Source organism: Halomonas sp. ATBC28 (assembly GCF_005937175.1).
Taxonomy (GTDB): Bacteria; Pseudomonadota; Gammaproteobacteria; order Pseudomonadales; family Halomonadaceae; genus Vreelandella; species Vreelandella titanicae.
On the sequence record NZ_VCQL01000010.1, the window covers coordinates 169319 to 185050 of the forward strand.

Sequence of the window (15732 nt, forward strand, 5' to 3'; positions counted from 1 at the left end):
CTCACCAAGATAGCTTTGCCGAAAGTTTAATGAACGACCTTATTCATAAATCGATAGTAAAAATAAAAGCAGTAATAGGAGACACACCATGGCTGATAAACCCGCAACAGGAGCAGGACTGCGTGGCCAGAGCGCTGGTTCCACCGCGCTGTGTACGGTAGGTAAAACAGGCTCAGGCCTGACCTACCGCGGATTTGATATTAAAGAGCTGGCTGAAAAAGCCAAATTCGAAGAGGTCGCTTACCTGCTGTTAAAAGGCAAGTTGCCTAATCAGGGTGAGCTAGACCACTACATCAGCAAGCTCAAAAGCCTGCGCGGCTTGCCCGATGCATTAAAAACGGTACTTGAGCAGATCCCCAAAGACGCTCACCCGATGGACGTAATGCGCACCGGCACTTCAATGCTGGGCAATCTAGAAACCGAGGAGAATTTTGATCAGCAGCAAGACGTTGCTGATCGGCTGCTGGCGGTGCTGCCCTCGATTATTTGTTACTGGTACCGCTTCTCCCACGACGGTGTGCGCATCGATACCGAAACGGATGATGACTCAGTAGGCGGGCATTTCCTTAATATGCTGCGCGGCGAGCCCGCCTCTGAACTGCATGCGCGGGTCATGAACGTATCGCTGATTCTTTACGCCGAGCACGAGTTTAACGCCTCTACCTTTACCGCAAGGGTATGCGCCTCGACGCTTTCCGATATGCACTCCTGCGTGACCGGTGCGATTGGGTCGCTGCGCGGCCCACTGCATGGCGGCGCCAACGAAGCGGCCATGGCGATGATCGAGGATTGGCAGTCGCCGGAAGAAGCAGAAAGCAAGATCATGGGCATGCTGGAGCGTAAGGATAAAATTATGGGCTTCGGGCATGCGATTTATCGCGAGTCCGACCCGCGCAACGCGATTATCAAGCACTGGTCCAAGAAGCTCTCTGACGATGTGGGTGATAAGGTGCTTTACCCGGTTTCTGAGCGGGTCGAAGAGGTCATGTGGCGTGAGAAGAAGCTGTTCTGTAACGCAGACTTCTTCCACGCCAGCGCATACCACTTCATGGATATACCCACCAAGCTGTTTACGCCGATTTTCGTCTGCTCTCGGCTGACTGGCTGGGCGGCGCACGTATTTGAGCAGCGCGCCAATAACCGCATTATTCGCCCTAGCGCCGATTACACTGGCCCCGAGAAGAGCGAGTGGGTGCCGATAGAAGCGCGAGACTGAACCGCTTGCTGCCCGGTGACTTGGACACCGGGCTTTTTTCAGCCCCCTTCTTGTGAGTCTGCCTGCTATGAATACCCAATACCGTAAACCGCTGCCTGGCACAGAGCTTGAGTTTTTTGATGCTCGCGAGGCGGTGGAAGATATCCAGCCCGGTGCCTATGCACAGCTGCCCTATACCTCTCGTGTGCTGGCGGAGCAGCTGGTGCGTCGCTGTGATCCTGAATTGCTCACCGATGCGCTAAAACAGTTGATTGAGCGCAAGAGTGACCTGGATTTTCCTTGGTACCCCGCGCGTGTCGTCTGCCACGATATCCTAGGCCAGACTGCTCTGGTCGATTTGGCCGGGCTGCGTGACGCTATTGCCGAGAAGGGTGGTGACCCCGCCAAGGTTAATCCTGTAGTGCCCACCCAGCTAATCGTCGATCATTCACTGGCAGTGGAGCACGCAGGGTCGGAAGAGGGCGCCTTCGAGAAAAACCGCGCCATTGAAGATCGCCGTAACGATGACCGCTTCCACTTTATCAACTGGACTAAAACGGCCTTTGAGAACGTCGATGTAATTCCTCCCGGCAACGGCATCATGCACCAGATCAATCTGGAGAAGATGTCACCGGTGGTGCAGAACCGTGACGGCATTGCCTATCCGGATACCTGTGTGGGTACCGATAGCCATACGCCCATGGTCGATGCCCTTGGCGTTATATCCGTAGGTGTGGGTGGTCTGGAGGCCGAAAGCGTCATGCTGGGCCGTGCCTCCATGATGCGCCTGCCGGATATCGTCGGCGTGGAGCTGACCGGCAAGCTGCAGCCCGGCATTACCGGCACCGATATGGTGCTGGCGATTACCGAGTTCCTGCGTAAAGAGCGGGTGGTCGGTGCCTACCTGGAGTTCTACGGTGAAGGTGCCGACGCGCTAACGGTCGGAGATCGCGCCACTATCTCCAATATGACCCCCGAATACGGCGCGACCGCGGCGATGTTCTACATCGATGGCCAAACTATCGACTACCTGAAAATTACCGGCCGTGAAGATGAACAGGTGGCGCTGGTCGAAACCTACGCCAAGCACACCGGCCTGTGGGCGGATAGCTTGACCGAGGTTGAGTACGAGCGGGTACTGACCTTTAACCTCTCGTCGGTAACCCGCACCCTGGCGGGGCCCTCCAACCCCCACGCCCATTTGCCAACTTCAGAGCTTGCCCAGCGTGGTATTGCTGTTGGGCTTGAGGCGGCACAGGCGGAAGAGAAAGCGGGCAAAATGCCCGACGGCGCGGTTATCATCGCCGCCATTACCAGCTGCACCAATACCTCTAACCCACGAAATATGGTCGCCGCCGGGCTTATCGCCCGTAACGCCAACCGGTTGGGTTTGCTGCGTAAGCCGTGGGTGAAGTCGTCGCTGGCGCCGGGCTCGAAAACCGTCAAGATGTACCTGGAAGAAGCTGGGTTGATGAGCGAGCTGGAAAACCTCGGCTTTGGGGTTGTGGCCTACGCCTGTACCACCTGTAACGGTATGTCCGGGGCGCTGGATCCAAAAATCCAGCAGGAGATTATTGAGCGTGATCTCTATGCGACCGCCGTGCTTTCCGGCAACCGTAACTTCGACGGCCGTATCCACCCCCATGCCCAACAGGCCTTTTTGGCGTCTCCGCCCCTGGTGGTCGCCTACGCCATTGCGGGTACGATTCGCTTTGATATCGAAAAAGACGTCCTGGGCGTGGATCAGGCGGGAAATCCCGTCACTTTGAAGGATATCTGGCCAGCGGATGAAGAGATCGATGCGATTGTTAAATCGTCGGTGAAGCCGGAGCAGTTCCGCCAGACCTATATTCCCATGTTCGATCTGGACAAGAGTGCCCGCGCTCAGGTCAGCCCGCTATATGACTGGCGGCCCCAGAGCACCTATATTCGTCGCCCGCCTTACTGGGAGGGCAATATGGCTAAAGTGCGCACTCTGAAAGGTATGCGGCCGTTGGCGATACTACCGGACAATATCACCACCGATCATCTTTCACCCTCCAACGCGATTCAGTTGAACAGCGCGGCAGGGGAGTACTTGGCCAAAATGGGCCTGCCGGAGGAAGACTTCAACTCCTACGCCACCCACCGCGGTGACCACCTGACTGCCCAGCGCGCTACCTTCGCCAACCCGAAGTTGTTCAACGAGATGGTGCGCGATGCCGACGGCAACGTTAAACAGGGATCGCTGGCGCGGGTAGAGCCGGAGGGCCAAGTCACCCGCATGTGGGAGGCGATTGAAACCTACATGGCCCGCAAGCAGCCGCTGATCATTATTGCCGGGGCGGATTACGGTCAGGGCTCCTCACGGGACTGGGCGGCTAAAGGCGTGGCGCTGGCGGGCGTGGAAGCGATCGCCGCCGAAGGCTTTGAGCGTATTCACCGCACCAACCTGATCGGGATGGGGGTGATGCCGCTGGAGTTTGAGCCCGGGACTACGCGTATGACACTGGGCCTGGACGGCACTGAAACCTTTGATGTCGAAGGCGCCGTTTCGCCAGGGGCGATGCTCACCCTGGTGATCCACCGCCAAAACGGTGAAAGCGAGCGGGTTACGGTGAAGTGCCGTTTGGACACCGCCGAGGAGGTGTCTATTTACACTGCTGGTGGTGTACTGCAGCGTTTTGCTCAGGACTTTCTTGAGTCCACGGCGGCTTAATTGAAACGGCCTAGCTGGCGAAGAGAACCCGGTGCCTTTAGCTTTTCGAACCTAGCTTTTCGAATCAGGCTTAGAGCACCGGGTTATTTTTAGGAGTGGTAATGATGAGCGAGTCAGTTCAAAACAACCGTGTGCCGCAGATAAAAATTCCAGCCACCTATATGCGCGGCGGCACCAGTAAGGGCGTGTTTTTTAAACTAAGCGACCTACCCGAAGCGGCCCAGCAGCCAGGCGTGGCGCGGGATCAGTTGCTACTGCGTGTCATCGGTAGCCCTGACCCTTACGAAAAGCAGATTGATGGTATGGGGGGCGCCACTTCAAGTACCAGCAAGACGGTGATTCTGTCTGAAAGTGAATCGGCAGAACACGATGTGGATTACCTGTTCGGTCAGGTCTCCATCGACAAGCCCTATGTGGATTGGAGCGGTAACTGCGGCAACCTCTCCGCGGCGGTCGGCCCTTTTGCGATTAGCAATGGTCTTGTTGACCCTGCACGTATTCCTGAAAACGGGGTGGCCGAGGTACGCATTTGGCAGGTGAATATACAGAAAACCATCGTCTCACGGGTGCCTATCGTCAATGGCGAAGTGCAGGAAACTGGCGATTTTGAGCTGGATGGCGTGACCTTTCCTGCTGCCGAGATTCCGGTGGCCTTTATGGATCCGGCCGATGGTGAGGGAGCCATTTTTCCCACCGGTAATCTCATTGATCAGCTTGATGTGCCAGGCGTGGGGATATTGAAAGCAACCCTGATTAATGCCGGTATTCCCACCGTGTTTATTAACGCCGCCGACATTGGCTATACCGGCGCCGAGCTGCAGGATGCCATCAATGGTGACAGCCGGGCGCTTGAGATGTTTGAAACTATCCGTGCCCATGGTGCTGTGCGCATGGGGCTAATCAGTGATGTCAGCGAAGCGGGTAAACGACAGCACACGCCCAAAGTGGCTTTCGTAGCGCCGCCGGCGGATTACGTATCATCGAGCGGTAAAAACGTACTGGCGACGAATATCGACCTGCTGGTGCGAGCGCTCTCCATGGGCAAGCTGCACCACGCCATGATGGGCACCGCCGCCGTTGCCATTGCTGCGGCGGCGGCCATTGAAGGCACATTAGTGAACCTGGCCGCCGGTGGCGGTAAACGAAACGAGGTCACCTTCGGGCATCCTTCCGGCAGCCTGCGGGTGGGAGCTGAGGCAAGCCTGGTGGAAGGGCGTTGGCATATCGAACAGGCACTGATGAGCCGCAGCGCGCGGGTGTTGATGGAAGGATTTGTGAGAATTCCTGGTGACAGCTTTTAGGACGCATTCCTTGGGCCATACTGAGTAGGTGATTCAACAGTAGGAGATAGATCCATGTCTGCCACATCCGAAGCCAATGAGCGGCCCGATTACGACCCCGAGCTACAGGCTATTGCCGATTACGTACTCAATTATCAGGTGGCGTCCGATGAGGCATTGGAAACCGCCCGCTACTGCTTAATGGATACGCTTGGCTGCGGGCTGTTGGCGCTGCGTTTTCCAGAGTGCACAAAGCACTTAGGCCCGATAGTGGAGGGCACGGTAGTACCGTTTGGGTCGCGGATACCGGGCACCTCGCTTCGCCTTGACCCGGTTAAGGCGGCGTGGGATATCGGCTGTATCATTCGCTGGTTGGATTATAACGACACTTGGCTTGCCGCCGAGTGGGGGCACCCTTCCGATAATCTTGGTGGAATACTCGCCGTGGCTGACCATCTGTCTCAGCAACGAGTCGCTAAAGGCGAAGCACCCCTAGTGATGCGCGATGTGCTCAACGCCATGATCATGGCTCATGAGATTCAGGGGGGGCTGGCGCTGGAGAATAGCTTCAATCGGGTTGGCCTCGATCACGTGGTGCTGGTGAAGGTCGCCTCTACGGCGGTGGCCGCCAAGCTGTTGGGCGCCAATCGTGAACAGTTGCTCTCGGCGCTTTCACACGCCTGGGTGGATGGTCAGAGCCTGCGCACCTATCGTCATGCGCCAAATGCTGGTTCACGTAAAAGCTGGGCCGCAGGGGACGCCACTTCACGGGGCGTGCGCTTAGCGGATATCGCCCTGCGCGGTGAAATGGGTATTCCCAGCGCGCTCTCGGCGCCCCAATGGGGCTTCTACGATGTGCTGTTCAGTCATGCCAACAAAGATTTGAGCCTCAAACCGGAAGCTGACCGCCGCCTACGCTTTCAGCGGGAGTTTGGCAGCTACGTGATGGAGAACATTCTGTTTAAGATCTCCTTCCCCGCTGAGTTTCACGCTCAAACCGCCTGTGAAGCCGCCGTGACGCTCCATCCGCAGGTGAAAGACCGCTTGGCCGATATCGAGAAAATCGTGCTCACCACCCACGATTCGGCTATTCGGATTATTTCCAAAACCGGCGCACTCGCCAATCCGGCGGATCGTGACCACTGCCTGCAATACATGACAGCGGTGCCGCTTATCTTTGGTGCGCTTACCGCCGAGCACTATGAAGACAGCTTTCATGCAGCTCATCCGCTAATAGATGAGCTGCGTAATAAAATGGTGGTAGAAGAAAACGCCGAGTATTCGGCGGATTACCACGACCCTGAGAAGCGCTCTATCGCTAATGCAGTGCAGGTGTTTTTTAGCGATGGGAGTGCGACCGATAAAGTGACAGTGGAGTATCCGGTCGGCCACCGACGTCGTCGGGAAGAGGGGATGCCGCTATTGGTTGAAAAGTTTGAGCGCAATCTGGCAACTCGCTTTCCGACAAGTCGTTGCCAAAAAATCGCCGAGCTGTGCAGTCATCAAACAACGCTTGAAGCGATGCCTGTACACAAATTTATGGATATGTGGATGATTTAACATGCGCTTTTCACAGTGCCCGGTGCTTATGCACACCGGGCACTGTAGCGTTAACGAGCGACATGCTCTCCAATGAGGCTATTCAAATGTCACTTGATCGCGCATGCGGTCAATGGTGGCAGGCCCAATGCCGCTGACGCGCTCAAGATCTGCAGCGCTTTCAAAGACGCCGTTGGTTTCGCGCTCTTCAATGATCGCGTCGGCTCGGCTGGGGCCGATCCCTGGTAGTTCGGCCAGCAGTTCAGCATCGGCAGTATTGACGTTAATCGGGGCTACATCTTGTGCCAGCACGCCACTGGAAAGCCCTAAGCTAATGCTAAACAGTAGTGCGGCCAGCATTCCTTTAAGTGTCATTTTCATATGCAATGATCCTTTTAATAGCGTTGGTTTTTTGTGTTTACACATGCGACGTCGTGTAGAGGTTTCTACCTGTGCCCGCGTTATCAGTGGGCAAGATAAACGCCGCTGCACTTGTTAACTTAGCCTTATTTAAAGCGTGTTTATGTCAGCGATATATGACAGCAGTTGTAAGATTTTAGCTATGGATATATGGCAAATGGCTTACATGATGAGGGCGCGAGGAGTAGGGAGAGGCTGATATAATGGTCAAAAACGTACTTGGAGTAACGTTGTGGCCACCGATTCCCCGATTATTATTGCCCTTGATTACCCGTCGCTAGACGCCGCGCTGTGCATGGCTGATCAGTTGGATCCCACCCGATGCCGTGTGAAAGTGGGTAAAGAACTGTTCACCCGTAGCGGCCCGGCAGTGCTTGAGGCGCTGCATGGGCGCGGATTTGAGGTGTTTTTGGATCTTAAATTCCACGATATTCCCAATACCGTTGCCAGCGCTGTACAGGCGGCGGCGGAGCAGGGCGTGTGGATGGTCAACGTACATGCCAGCGGTGGGCGGCGGATGATGGAGGCGGCCATGCAACGCCTGGATCAGAACGCCTTAACGACCCATCTAATCGCCGTTACCGTATTGACCAGTATGCAGACCGATGATTTGGCAGAGCTGGGGATCAAAACGCCACTGGCAGAACACGTGGAGCACTTAGCGCTCCTGGCCAAGCAAAGTGGTTTGCAAGGGGTGGTCTGCTCGGCCCAGGAGTCTGCGCGAATCAAAACGCTATGCGGTGAGTCGTTCTTGAAAGTGACCCCTGGTATTCGGCCAAGTTTTGCAGTCGCTAATGACCAACAGCGGACGATGGGCCCCAATGAGGCTATGGCAGCGGGAAGCAGCCACCTGGTCATTGGTCGCCCCGTTACTCAGGCTGACGACCCCATGGTAGCGCTTGAGGCGATTGAGGCGGAGCTAGAGGGGCACTAAATATTTCTGCATACCTTAGCTTTGTGAACACTATTCGCCCTCCACGCCAATGACCGGCTTAATCGTGCCCCAGAAGCGGCAACTGGGGCACTGCCACTGTAACGCGTCGCTAGCAAAGCCGCAGCGCTGGCAGCGATGACGCGTGCGGTTAAGCAGCAGCGCATCGGTATGATGTTTTAGTAACAGTAGGCGCGTATCCGGGGAAGGTTTTCCACTAAGGCGCTGGCTTTCAATATACAGATCGATCAAATAATCCAGCCCGCCTAAACTCGGCACGGCGCGCAATCGCTCACCAATCAACTCAATCGCTTTGTCGACGCCGTCACGCTGATGAACGAGCTGACCTAGGGCAATAATGGTACTGGTGTAAGGCGCTAGCTCAAGCAGGCGATAGAGGTGCGCTTCGTAGCCGGTGTCATCATTATTGCGCATATAGGCGTGCTTAAGGGCAGGCAGCATGGTGGGGATATGCGCTATCTCCTGGCCGGGGATGTTGTCTAATCGCTCAATAGCGCGGGCATAGTGCCCGTTGTCCATCTCTAGTTCGGCCAGCATCAGGGTGGCGCGAACGCATTTCTCATCCAGCTGCAGGGCTTTTTTGAGATGCTTTTTCGCCAGAGGTCGACTGGCTTCACTAATTTCTTCCAGTGCCAGCTCGCATAGCCAGTGCGCCGCGGGGCGACGCATCTTAGGATACTGTTTAAGCAGCGGCTGAATAACGTCAAGGGCTTGCTGCCACGCTTTTTCACGCTCTAGTAAGTCGACGAGCAGCTGTTTGGCAGCATAGCGGTGATCATCATCACCGCTATGCTCCAGCAGGGTATTGAGTAGCCGCTGGGCGCGGTCATGAACACCAAGCGCCATAAAATCCCGAGCAAGTTCAAGCTGGATCTGTTCGTTAGTGTGCTGCGAAAGGGCGGGGCGAGCCAATAGGTTTTGGTGAATGCTAACGGCTTTGTCGGCCTCGCCGCGGGCGCGAAACAGCTTGCCGAGGGCGATATGGGTGTGAACCGTGTCACTGTTGACCGCTAGCACGTTGATAAAAGTATTGATCGCTTCGTCGGGCTGCTCATTAAGCAGGTAATTAAGCCCGACGAAGTAGTCCCGGGAGAGGCCTTGAGAAGAGGCCGCAGGCGGATGGGTGCGATGTCGGCGGCGTAAGGCTTGGCGATAACCTAACCCGTAACCAATGGCAATGGCGACCAACAGTACGCTTAGCAGCGCGACATCCAGCATTTATGCCAGTTCCTTAAACTCCTGGGTGCGTAGGCTATCGAGCTCTTTACGCTGCTGCTTATTCTGGCGCTGGCTGCGGGCCAGGGTGGCTTTTAACCGCACGTAGACACCTAGCATGGCGAGCATGCCGAGTATGACGCCAAACACCAGGGTCGCGAGTAGCCAAACCGAGAGTGATACCGCTGGCAGCTCCAGCCAGATAAGGTTTAAGGCAATGGTTTGCTGATTATTAACGGCAAACAGAATGCCTACCAGCACTACTATCAGCAAAATAACGGCTAAAATCAGCCCTTTGATCCAACGCATGTGAGTTTCCTAGTCTGTGACGTTCACGGTAGCGCTATTGTGTACGACTCAAGCAGCGACGTCATCCCACAGAAATTAATAGTCGCGTTTTAGTAGCCTAGTGCTCTACTTGCGTCTACCTGCTCGCGTAGCTCCTTGCCAGGCTTGAAGTGCGGCACATACTTACCTTCCAAATCGACTGCATCGCCTGTTTTTGGGTTGCGCCCTACCCGCGGCTCCCGATAGTGCAGTGAAAAACTGCCGAAACCACGGATTTCAACGCGACCGCCGCTAGCTAGAGAATCCGTCATGTCGTCCAGGATAATACGCACCGCCGTTTCAACATCTTTGGCGGATAACTCCGGCTGACGCATCGCAATTTGTTCGATTAATTCAGATTTAGTCATCGGTTGGCTCCCTGCGAACATTGAAGGCCGTGACGCGCTCTCGACCTCGCTAACATCAAATTCAGCATACTGCGCAATTCAGTATAAAACAATTCAGATAAAACAAGGTTCTACACTCTTTAATAGCATAGGCGATGGAGGGCGCTGGCGCGACCCCACAGCTTAGGTATACTGGCCTTTCATTTATATAACTGGAGCGGCTGACGTTGAACGACGATAATTCCCCAGCAGCCATTTTGCGCAAACGGCTTTACTGGCACTCCCGGCGCGGTATGTGGGAGCTTGACCTGCTGCTTATTCCATTTCTTGAACAGCGTTTTGACCATCTTGGCGAAGCGGATCAACTGGCCTACCAGCAGCTCATTGAAGGCGAGGATCAGGATCTTTTTGTCTGGCTGATGCACCGAGAGTGGCCCGAGGAGCCTAGCCAGCGGCGTATCGTACAAATGATCGTTGAACATGCTGAAACCACCGATAATTCTGCCTATCGTACCCTCTAAGTATTGGCTACTAGCCCAATGTGGATTGTTGATCGGCATTGTGGCGCTGAGCTATTGGGTAGGGGGCATGCCAGCGGCGGTGGCGATAACGGTGTTAGGCGTTGTCCTTGGATGGCGCGGCTATCTTCGTCAACCCAAAGGCGTGCTCTCGCTGACGTCGACGGCGCCACAAGTTCAAGGTCGTTGGCTGCGCGAGTCGCAGCCTGAAGAGGGGGCTCTCACGCGAAATGAGGCTCTGGGCGATACGGATCGAGTACGCTGTGACTATCTAGGGCCCTGGTTAATAGGGCTTTATGTGGGTAAGCAGCGGGTTTGGCTCTGGCCTGATAGCGCGCCTCAACAAAGCTTGCGTGAGGCGCGCAAGCTCTTTCATCGTCCGGGCCGCTAGCGGTTTGTTGCTAACGCGTCTGTTAAGTCGTTCATCGCAAGCGAAGAAGCAACGGCTTCAGGCTGCCGGCTAGGCCAGTCGGTGGAGTAATGCAGTCCGCGTGACTCATGCCGCTGCTGAGCGGCGAGAACAGTCAATAGTGCTAACTGTAGGGTCTGGTGCAGGCGTTTGCCTTCCGGGGCTGTTAGGGCTCCCTGAATCTCTTCCACGCTGTTTAGCAGTGACTTCAAGTGCGTCAGGGCAGTACTTAGCCCGGTGGCGCTGCGCACAATGGAGACATGCTGGCTCATGGTGGTGCGCATTTGTTGGCGTATATCGCTGAGTACTGCCTTGGGTAAGACAGTCGCCGCAGCCTGCGCCGGGGGCTGAAATCCGCTACCGCTGGTCGTTTGGCCGTGCTGTTCCACGTCGGCTAACAGCGCTTGTGCACAGCTGCGGGCAAATACCAAGCACTCTAACAGCGAGTTGCTGGCCATACGGTTGGCGCCATGAAGCCCCGTGCAGGCGGTTTCACCGATGGCATAGAGGTTGGCAACGTTCGTGGCGCCTTGCAAGTCGGTGGCGACACCGCCGCAGCTATAATGGGCGGCAGGCACCACGGGGATAGCCTGCTGGGTGATATCAATCCCCCGGCAGGCACAGTGCGCCAGAATAGTGGGGAAGTGGTGGCGAATTGCCTTTTCACCTAAATGGCGAATATCCAACCACACGTGGCCCAGAGTGCTGCGCTGTATTTCGGCATCAATGGCGCGGGCGACGACATCCCGCGGGGCTAGCTCCGCGCGCTTATCCAGCGCCAGCATGAAACGCTCTCCCGCCTCATTGAGCAGATGCCCGCCTTCACCACGAACCGCCTCACTTATCAAAAACGCCGAGCCTTCGAGGTCAAACAGGCAGGTTGGATGAAACTGTTGAAACTCTAGATTCATTAACCGAGCACCCAGCTCAGCAGCCATCATCATGCCTTCGCCGCTACTAGGAGCGGGCGTAGTGGTGTGGCGGTAAAGGCCGCTTGCGCCGCCAGTGGCCAATACAGTATGGCGCGCAGTGAGCGAGTGCCACTGGTGGTTGGCATCGCTGCCATAGGCGCCGCGGCAGGCACCTTGGGGATCTTGTAGCAGGCCAACCACCGTTAGATCGTTGCGCTGGGTGATGTTGGGGTGCTGCGCTACTTTGTCTACCAGCGTATCCACCACGGCACGGCCGGTGGCGTCGTCAGCATGTATGATCCGCCGTGCGTTGTGGCCGCCTTCTCGGGTTAGATGATATGGGTAGCGTGCGGCAGGGTCGTGCTCGGGTGTAAAGGGAACACCCTTATCAATCAGCCACTGGATAGCAGCGGGCCCATGGGTAACGGTAAAGCGAACGGCCTCGATATCGCATAGCCCATCGCCAGCCACCAAGGTGTCATTGATATGCGCGTCAAGGTCGTCATCCGGCGAGAGCACGGCCGCAATGCCGCCTTGAGCCCAGCGGCTGGCGCCTTGATCATCTTGTGCAGGGCGAACCAGCGTCACGGACCTGTGGTCAGCCACTTCCAAGGCAAGGGTGAGCCCAGCGACGCCGCCGCCAATGATAAGTACATCGGATGTTGGCGTGCTCATGGTGCCCGCTCCCCCTTGATACTGACCGAAATATTGCAAACCCTAAACGTCACTAGCTTCGTCGCGCGCGAAAAGTTAGAAGGCAGGCATCATAGCGCGGCGATTAGCGTTTAGCGATGCTTCGGCTTAAGAAATGAGTGATATTCGGGGAGACAATTGCGCGATGTTCGAGTACGCGAATAGGCGCAGTAAAAGGCCGCGTAAAGAAAACCGATACAGGAAATAAATGACTGAAGAAGAAAAGCTGGAGGGGAAGTAAAAAAACAGAAATGGTGCCCGGAGCCGGACTTGAACCGGCACGGGGTTGCCCCCGAGAGATTTTAAGTCTCTTGCGTCTACCGATTTCGCCATCCGGGCTATACATCACAAAAAGATCACATCGCAATGCTGTTTCGTTCTACTTAAAACACCATTGCTACACAAAAATGGAGGCTGGAGTCGGAATCGAACCGGCGTACACGGAGTTGCAGTCCGCTGCATAACCACTCTGCCATCCAGCCTCAAAAGTCATTGGAGCGGGAAAGTAGATTAGATGGGGCTGCCCCCAGCCGGACTGGCGCACCAGCTCACGACCCTAGCCTTCAATACCACACATCCAAAATGGAGCGGGAAAGGAGATTCGAACTCCCGACCCTCGCCTTGGCAAGGCGATGCTCTACCACTGAGCTATTCCCGCTCGACTCGAGGGCGAATTATACGGATCGCCACCGCGTTGTCAATCAATGAATTAGCGTGTGTTCCTTATTTACTTATCAGCAGCTTACATGGAGCGGCTAAGATGCGGCCAGGCGGCTTTTAGGTACTGAATCATCGACCACAGCGTTAGGATAGCGGCGGTATACAGTACTACAACGCCTAACAGCGCAAATTCGTGCGTCGGTGGAAGCGCCAGCAAGATCAGCAGTGACACCATTTGCAGAGTGGTTTTAAGCTTGCCTATCCAAGAAACCGCCACCATGCCGCGTTTGCCCATTTCAGCCATCCACTCACGCAGCGCCGAAATGACAATTTCCCGGCCGATAATCACCAGCGCAGGGAGCGTCAGCACCAGGGTATCGTAACGCTCGATCAATAGCGCTAGGGCGACGACCACCATGAGTTTGTCAGCCACTGGGTCTAAAAAAGCGCCAAAAGGCGTTGACTGATTCCAGCGTCGCGCTAAATAGCCATCCAGCCAGTCGGTAATGGAGGCCAGACCAAATAGACCGGCCGCCACGGGCATGCTCCAACTGAAGGGTAGATAAAACAGCACCACTAGCAGCGGAATAAAGGCGATTCTCGCCAGTGTCAGTATGTTGGGTATATTCATCGCAGAGAGCGATCCTTGCCGGAAAATCAGAGGATTCGAAGTGTCTGGCCTCATTCTATCCCCCTTGGCCGATGGCATCCATGCCAAACGGGCGTTTATCCGTTTAGTGCTCGGTAAATACTCTCGGCTAACGACGCATTAATGCCCGGTACGCGAGCGAGTTCATCGCGGCTGGCCTTTTGCACACCCTGCAGGCCGCCGAAAAAGCGCAGTAATTCCCGTCGACGTTTGGGGCCAATGCCGGGGATATCTTGTAGGGTTGAAGTGCGTCGCGCTTTATCGCGCTGAGCGCGGTGGCCAGCAATGGCAAAACGGTGTGATTCATCACGAATATGCTGGATCAAGTGTAGGGCGGGGGAGGCAGGGTCCAAATCTAGCGGATTGTCCGCTGTTTCCACAAACAGGCTTTCAAGCCCCGCCTTGCGCGTGGTGCCTTTGGCGACACCCAATAGAATGATGTTGACGATGTCGAGTTCTTTAAACACCTCGCGGGCCATATTGAGCTGGCCCTTGCCACCGTCGACGATCAGGATGTCAGGGGCGACTGCTTCACCGCTTTTCACGCGCTTAAGGCGTCGGGTTAGGGCCTGCTGCATGGCAGCGTAGTCATCACCGGCGGCTACCCCTTCAATGCGGAAATGGCGGTAATCGCTTTTGCGTGGGCCTTGATGATCAAACACCACGCAGGAGGCAACGGTCGCCTCGCCGTGGCTATGGCTGATGTCGAAACACTCCAGGCGTTGCGGTGTGTCCGCTAAGCCTAGCGCTTTCTGCAGGGCGGTAAAGCGTTGAGTGAGCTGGGTTTGGTTAGCCAGTTGAGAGGCTAGCTGCTGCTCAGCGTTGGTAATGGCGAGCTGTTGCCACTGGGCGCGGTGGCCGCGCACTTGGCTGGTAACGCGAATGCGCTTGCCCGCCTGTTGGGTCAGCGCTTCGGCAATCAGCTCGCTGTCGTCTAACGGGTGGCTGGTAATCACTTCGCTGGGCACGTTGTGCGGTTGACCGAAATAGTATTGGCTGACTACTTCGGTGAGCAGCGTTTCAAGCGGTAGATCCAGATCGTTTTTCGGCGTGTGATGACGCGCCCCCAGCAGGCGACCATCGCGCACGCTCAACACCGAAACGCCCAGTGCACCGGGGCGCTGGGCGAGGGCGAAAATATCCGCATCACCGCCGCCGGTGTCGACAAACTGGCGTTGCTGAAGCTGGCGCAGTTGCTGAACCTGGTCGCGAAGACGGGCGGCCTCCTCGAAGTTGAGTGCCTGGCTGGCCTTTTCCATCGCCTCCATCAGTTCTTGAGTAACACTTTCACTTTTGCCTTCCAGGCACATCACTGCGTGTTCGAGGTCGCGCCGGTAGTCTTCGGCGGAGATATAGTCGACGCAGGGAGCGCTACAGCGATGAATCTGATACTGCAAGCAGGGGCGTGAGCGATGGGCAAAGACGCTGTCCTCGCAGTTGCGAATATGAAATATCTTTTGCATCAGCGCCAAGCTTTCACGCACGGCTCCGCTGCTAGGGTAGGGGCCTAGGTAGCGACCATCGTCGCTGCGCTGACGGGCGCGCTTATACTCAAGTGCCGGGTAAGGGTGGCGGTCGGTGACAAAGACAAACGGGTAGGACTTATCGTCGCGCAGTAAAATGTTATAAGGCGGACGCAATTGTTTGATCAGCGTCTGTTCGAGCAGAAGGGCTTCAGTTTCCGTGCGGGTGACGGTGACCTGAACGTCGGCGATACGCCCCACCATGGCCTGGGTTTTGGTATTCAGTTGACCACGAAAATAGCTGGCTAGGCGTGCCTTTAAGCGCTTGGCTTTGCCCACATAGAGCGTATTGCTTTGCTCGTCGAGCATGCGGTAAACCCCTGGCGAGGAGCTTACCGAGCTCAAGAACTGTTTTGAATCAAAGGTCATATTAGCGTGTCGGTACCCGATAACAGC

14 protein-coding genes and 3 tRNA genes are annotated in these 15732 nt (G+C 55.9%); 7 read left to right on the forward strand and 10 right to left on the reverse strand.

Going from position 1 to position 15732, the window contains the following annotated elements:
* Positions 1 to 88: 88 nt before the first annotated feature.
* From prpC to prpD, 4 genes are all read left to right on the forward strand, one after another.
* Entirely contained in the window at positions 89 to 1216 is a 1128-nt protein-coding gene (gene prpC / locus E0L35_RS13500; protein ID WP_022522897.1) for a 2-methylcitrate synthase, read from the forward strand.
* Between the two features lie 67 nt (positions 1217 to 1283).
* Positions 1284 to 3893: a Fe/S-dependent 2-methylisocitrate dehydratase AcnD gene (acnD, locus tag E0L35_RS13505; RefSeq protein WP_138800532.1), complete on the forward strand. Its 2610-nt coding sequence runs from the start codon at positions 1284 to 1286 to the stop codon at positions 3891 to 3893.
* 101 nt (positions 3894 to 3994) lie between these two features.
* Entirely contained in the window at positions 3995 to 5194 is a 1200-nt protein-coding gene (gene prpF, locus E0L35_RS13510) for a 2-methylaconitate cis-trans isomerase PrpF (RefSeq protein WP_138800533.1), read from the forward strand.
* A gap of 54 nt (positions 5195 to 5248) precedes the next feature.
* Positions 5249 to 6733: a 2-methylcitrate dehydratase gene (prpD, locus tag E0L35_RS13515; protein ID WP_138800534.1), complete on the forward strand. Its 1485-nt coding sequence runs from the start codon at positions 5249 to 5251 to the stop codon at positions 6731 to 6733.
* Positions 6734 to 6811: 78 nt separating this feature from the next.
* Here the strand turns inward: prpD and E0L35_RS13520 are convergent, their stop codons facing one another.
* Positions 6812 to 7093 carry a ComEA family DNA-binding protein gene (locus tag E0L35_RS13520; protein ID WP_039860098.1) on the reverse strand — a complete coding sequence of 94 codons (282 nt, stop codon included), beginning with the start codon at positions 7091 to 7093 and terminating at the stop codon, positions 6812 to 6814.
* A 271-nt stretch (positions 7094 to 7364) separates the two neighbouring features.
* On the opposite strand from E0L35_RS13520, the gene pyrF reads away from it, so the two are divergent.
* Positions 7365 to 8066 (forward strand): orotidine-5'-phosphate decarboxylase, encoded by a 702-nt coding sequence (gene pyrF, locus E0L35_RS13525; protein WP_009288002.1) that lies wholly within the window; start codon positions 7365 to 7367, stop codon positions 8064 to 8066.
* A gap of 30 nt (positions 8067 to 8096) precedes the next feature.
* Here pyrF and lapB read toward each other — a convergent pair whose 3' ends face one another.
* The 3 genes from lapB to E0L35_RS13540 all read right to left on the reverse strand — a co-directional run bounded on the left by lapB (position 8097) and on the right by E0L35_RS13540 (position 9994).
* Entirely contained in the window at positions 8097 to 9302 is a 1206-nt protein-coding gene (lapB, locus tag E0L35_RS13530) for a lipopolysaccharide assembly protein LapB (protein ID WP_009288003.1), read from the reverse strand.
* Positions 9303 to 9608 carry a LapA family protein gene (locus E0L35_RS13535; protein ID WP_027958442.1) on the reverse strand — a complete coding sequence of 102 codons (306 nt, stop codon included), beginning with the start codon at positions 9606 to 9608 and terminating at the stop codon, positions 9303 to 9305.
* Positions 9609 to 9697: 89 nt separating this feature from the next.
* A complete protein-coding gene (locus tag E0L35_RS13540) occupies positions 9698 to 9994 on the reverse strand; it encodes an integration host factor subunit beta (protein ID WP_008959540.1) in 297 nt (98 codons plus the stop codon).
* A 206-nt stretch (positions 9995 to 10200) separates the two neighbouring features.
* On the opposite strand from E0L35_RS13540, the gene E0L35_RS13545 reads away from it, so the two are divergent.
* On the forward strand, positions 10201 to 10494 hold the full coding sequence (locus E0L35_RS13545) for a succinate dehydrogenase assembly factor 2 (protein WP_022522904.1): 294 nt from the start codon (positions 10201 to 10203) through the stop codon (positions 10492 to 10494).
* The gene (locus tag E0L35_RS26660) at positions 10454 to 10882 is read left to right on the forward strand and encodes a hypothetical protein (RefSeq protein WP_230805493.1); all 429 of its coding nucleotides are present in this window, start codon (positions 10454 to 10456) and stop codon (positions 10880 to 10882) included. The genes E0L35_RS13545 and E0L35_RS26660 overlap by 41 nt, the downstream gene beginning before the upstream one ends.
* Here E0L35_RS26660 and nadB read toward each other — a convergent pair.
* The 6 genes from nadB to uvrC form a co-directional block, all read right to left on the reverse strand.
* Positions 10879 to 12486, reverse strand: a complete 1608-nt coding sequence (gene nadB, locus E0L35_RS13555; protein WP_138800535.1) for an L-aspartate oxidase — start codon at positions 12484 to 12486, stop codon at positions 10879 to 10881. The two genes, E0L35_RS26660 and nadB, sit on opposite strands and share 4 nt — an antisense overlap.
* A gap of 270 nt (positions 12487 to 12756) precedes the next feature.
* Positions 12757 to 12843, reverse strand: a tRNA-Leu gene (locus E0L35_RS13560).
* A 69-nt stretch (positions 12844 to 12912) separates the two neighbouring features.
* Positions 12913 to 12986: transfer RNA gene (locus E0L35_RS13565), tRNA-Cys, on the reverse strand.
* Positions 12987 to 13087: 101 nt separating this feature from the next.
* Positions 13088 to 13162, reverse strand: a tRNA-Gly gene (locus tag E0L35_RS13570).
* Between the two features lie 84 nt (positions 13163 to 13246).
* Positions 13247 to 13795, reverse strand: coding sequence for a CDP-diacylglycerol--glycerol-3-phosphate 3-phosphatidyltransferase (gene pgsA / locus E0L35_RS13575; protein WP_027958445.1), 549 nt, complete (start codon positions 13793 to 13795; stop codon positions 13247 to 13249).
* A 95-nt stretch (positions 13796 to 13890) separates the two neighbouring features.
* The gene (gene uvrC, locus E0L35_RS13580) at positions 13891 to 15705 is read right to left on the reverse strand and encodes an excinuclease ABC subunit UvrC (RefSeq protein ID WP_009288006.1); all 1815 of its coding nucleotides are present in this window, start codon (positions 15703 to 15705) and stop codon (positions 13891 to 13893) included.
* Positions 15706 to 15732: the final 27 nt, after the last annotated feature.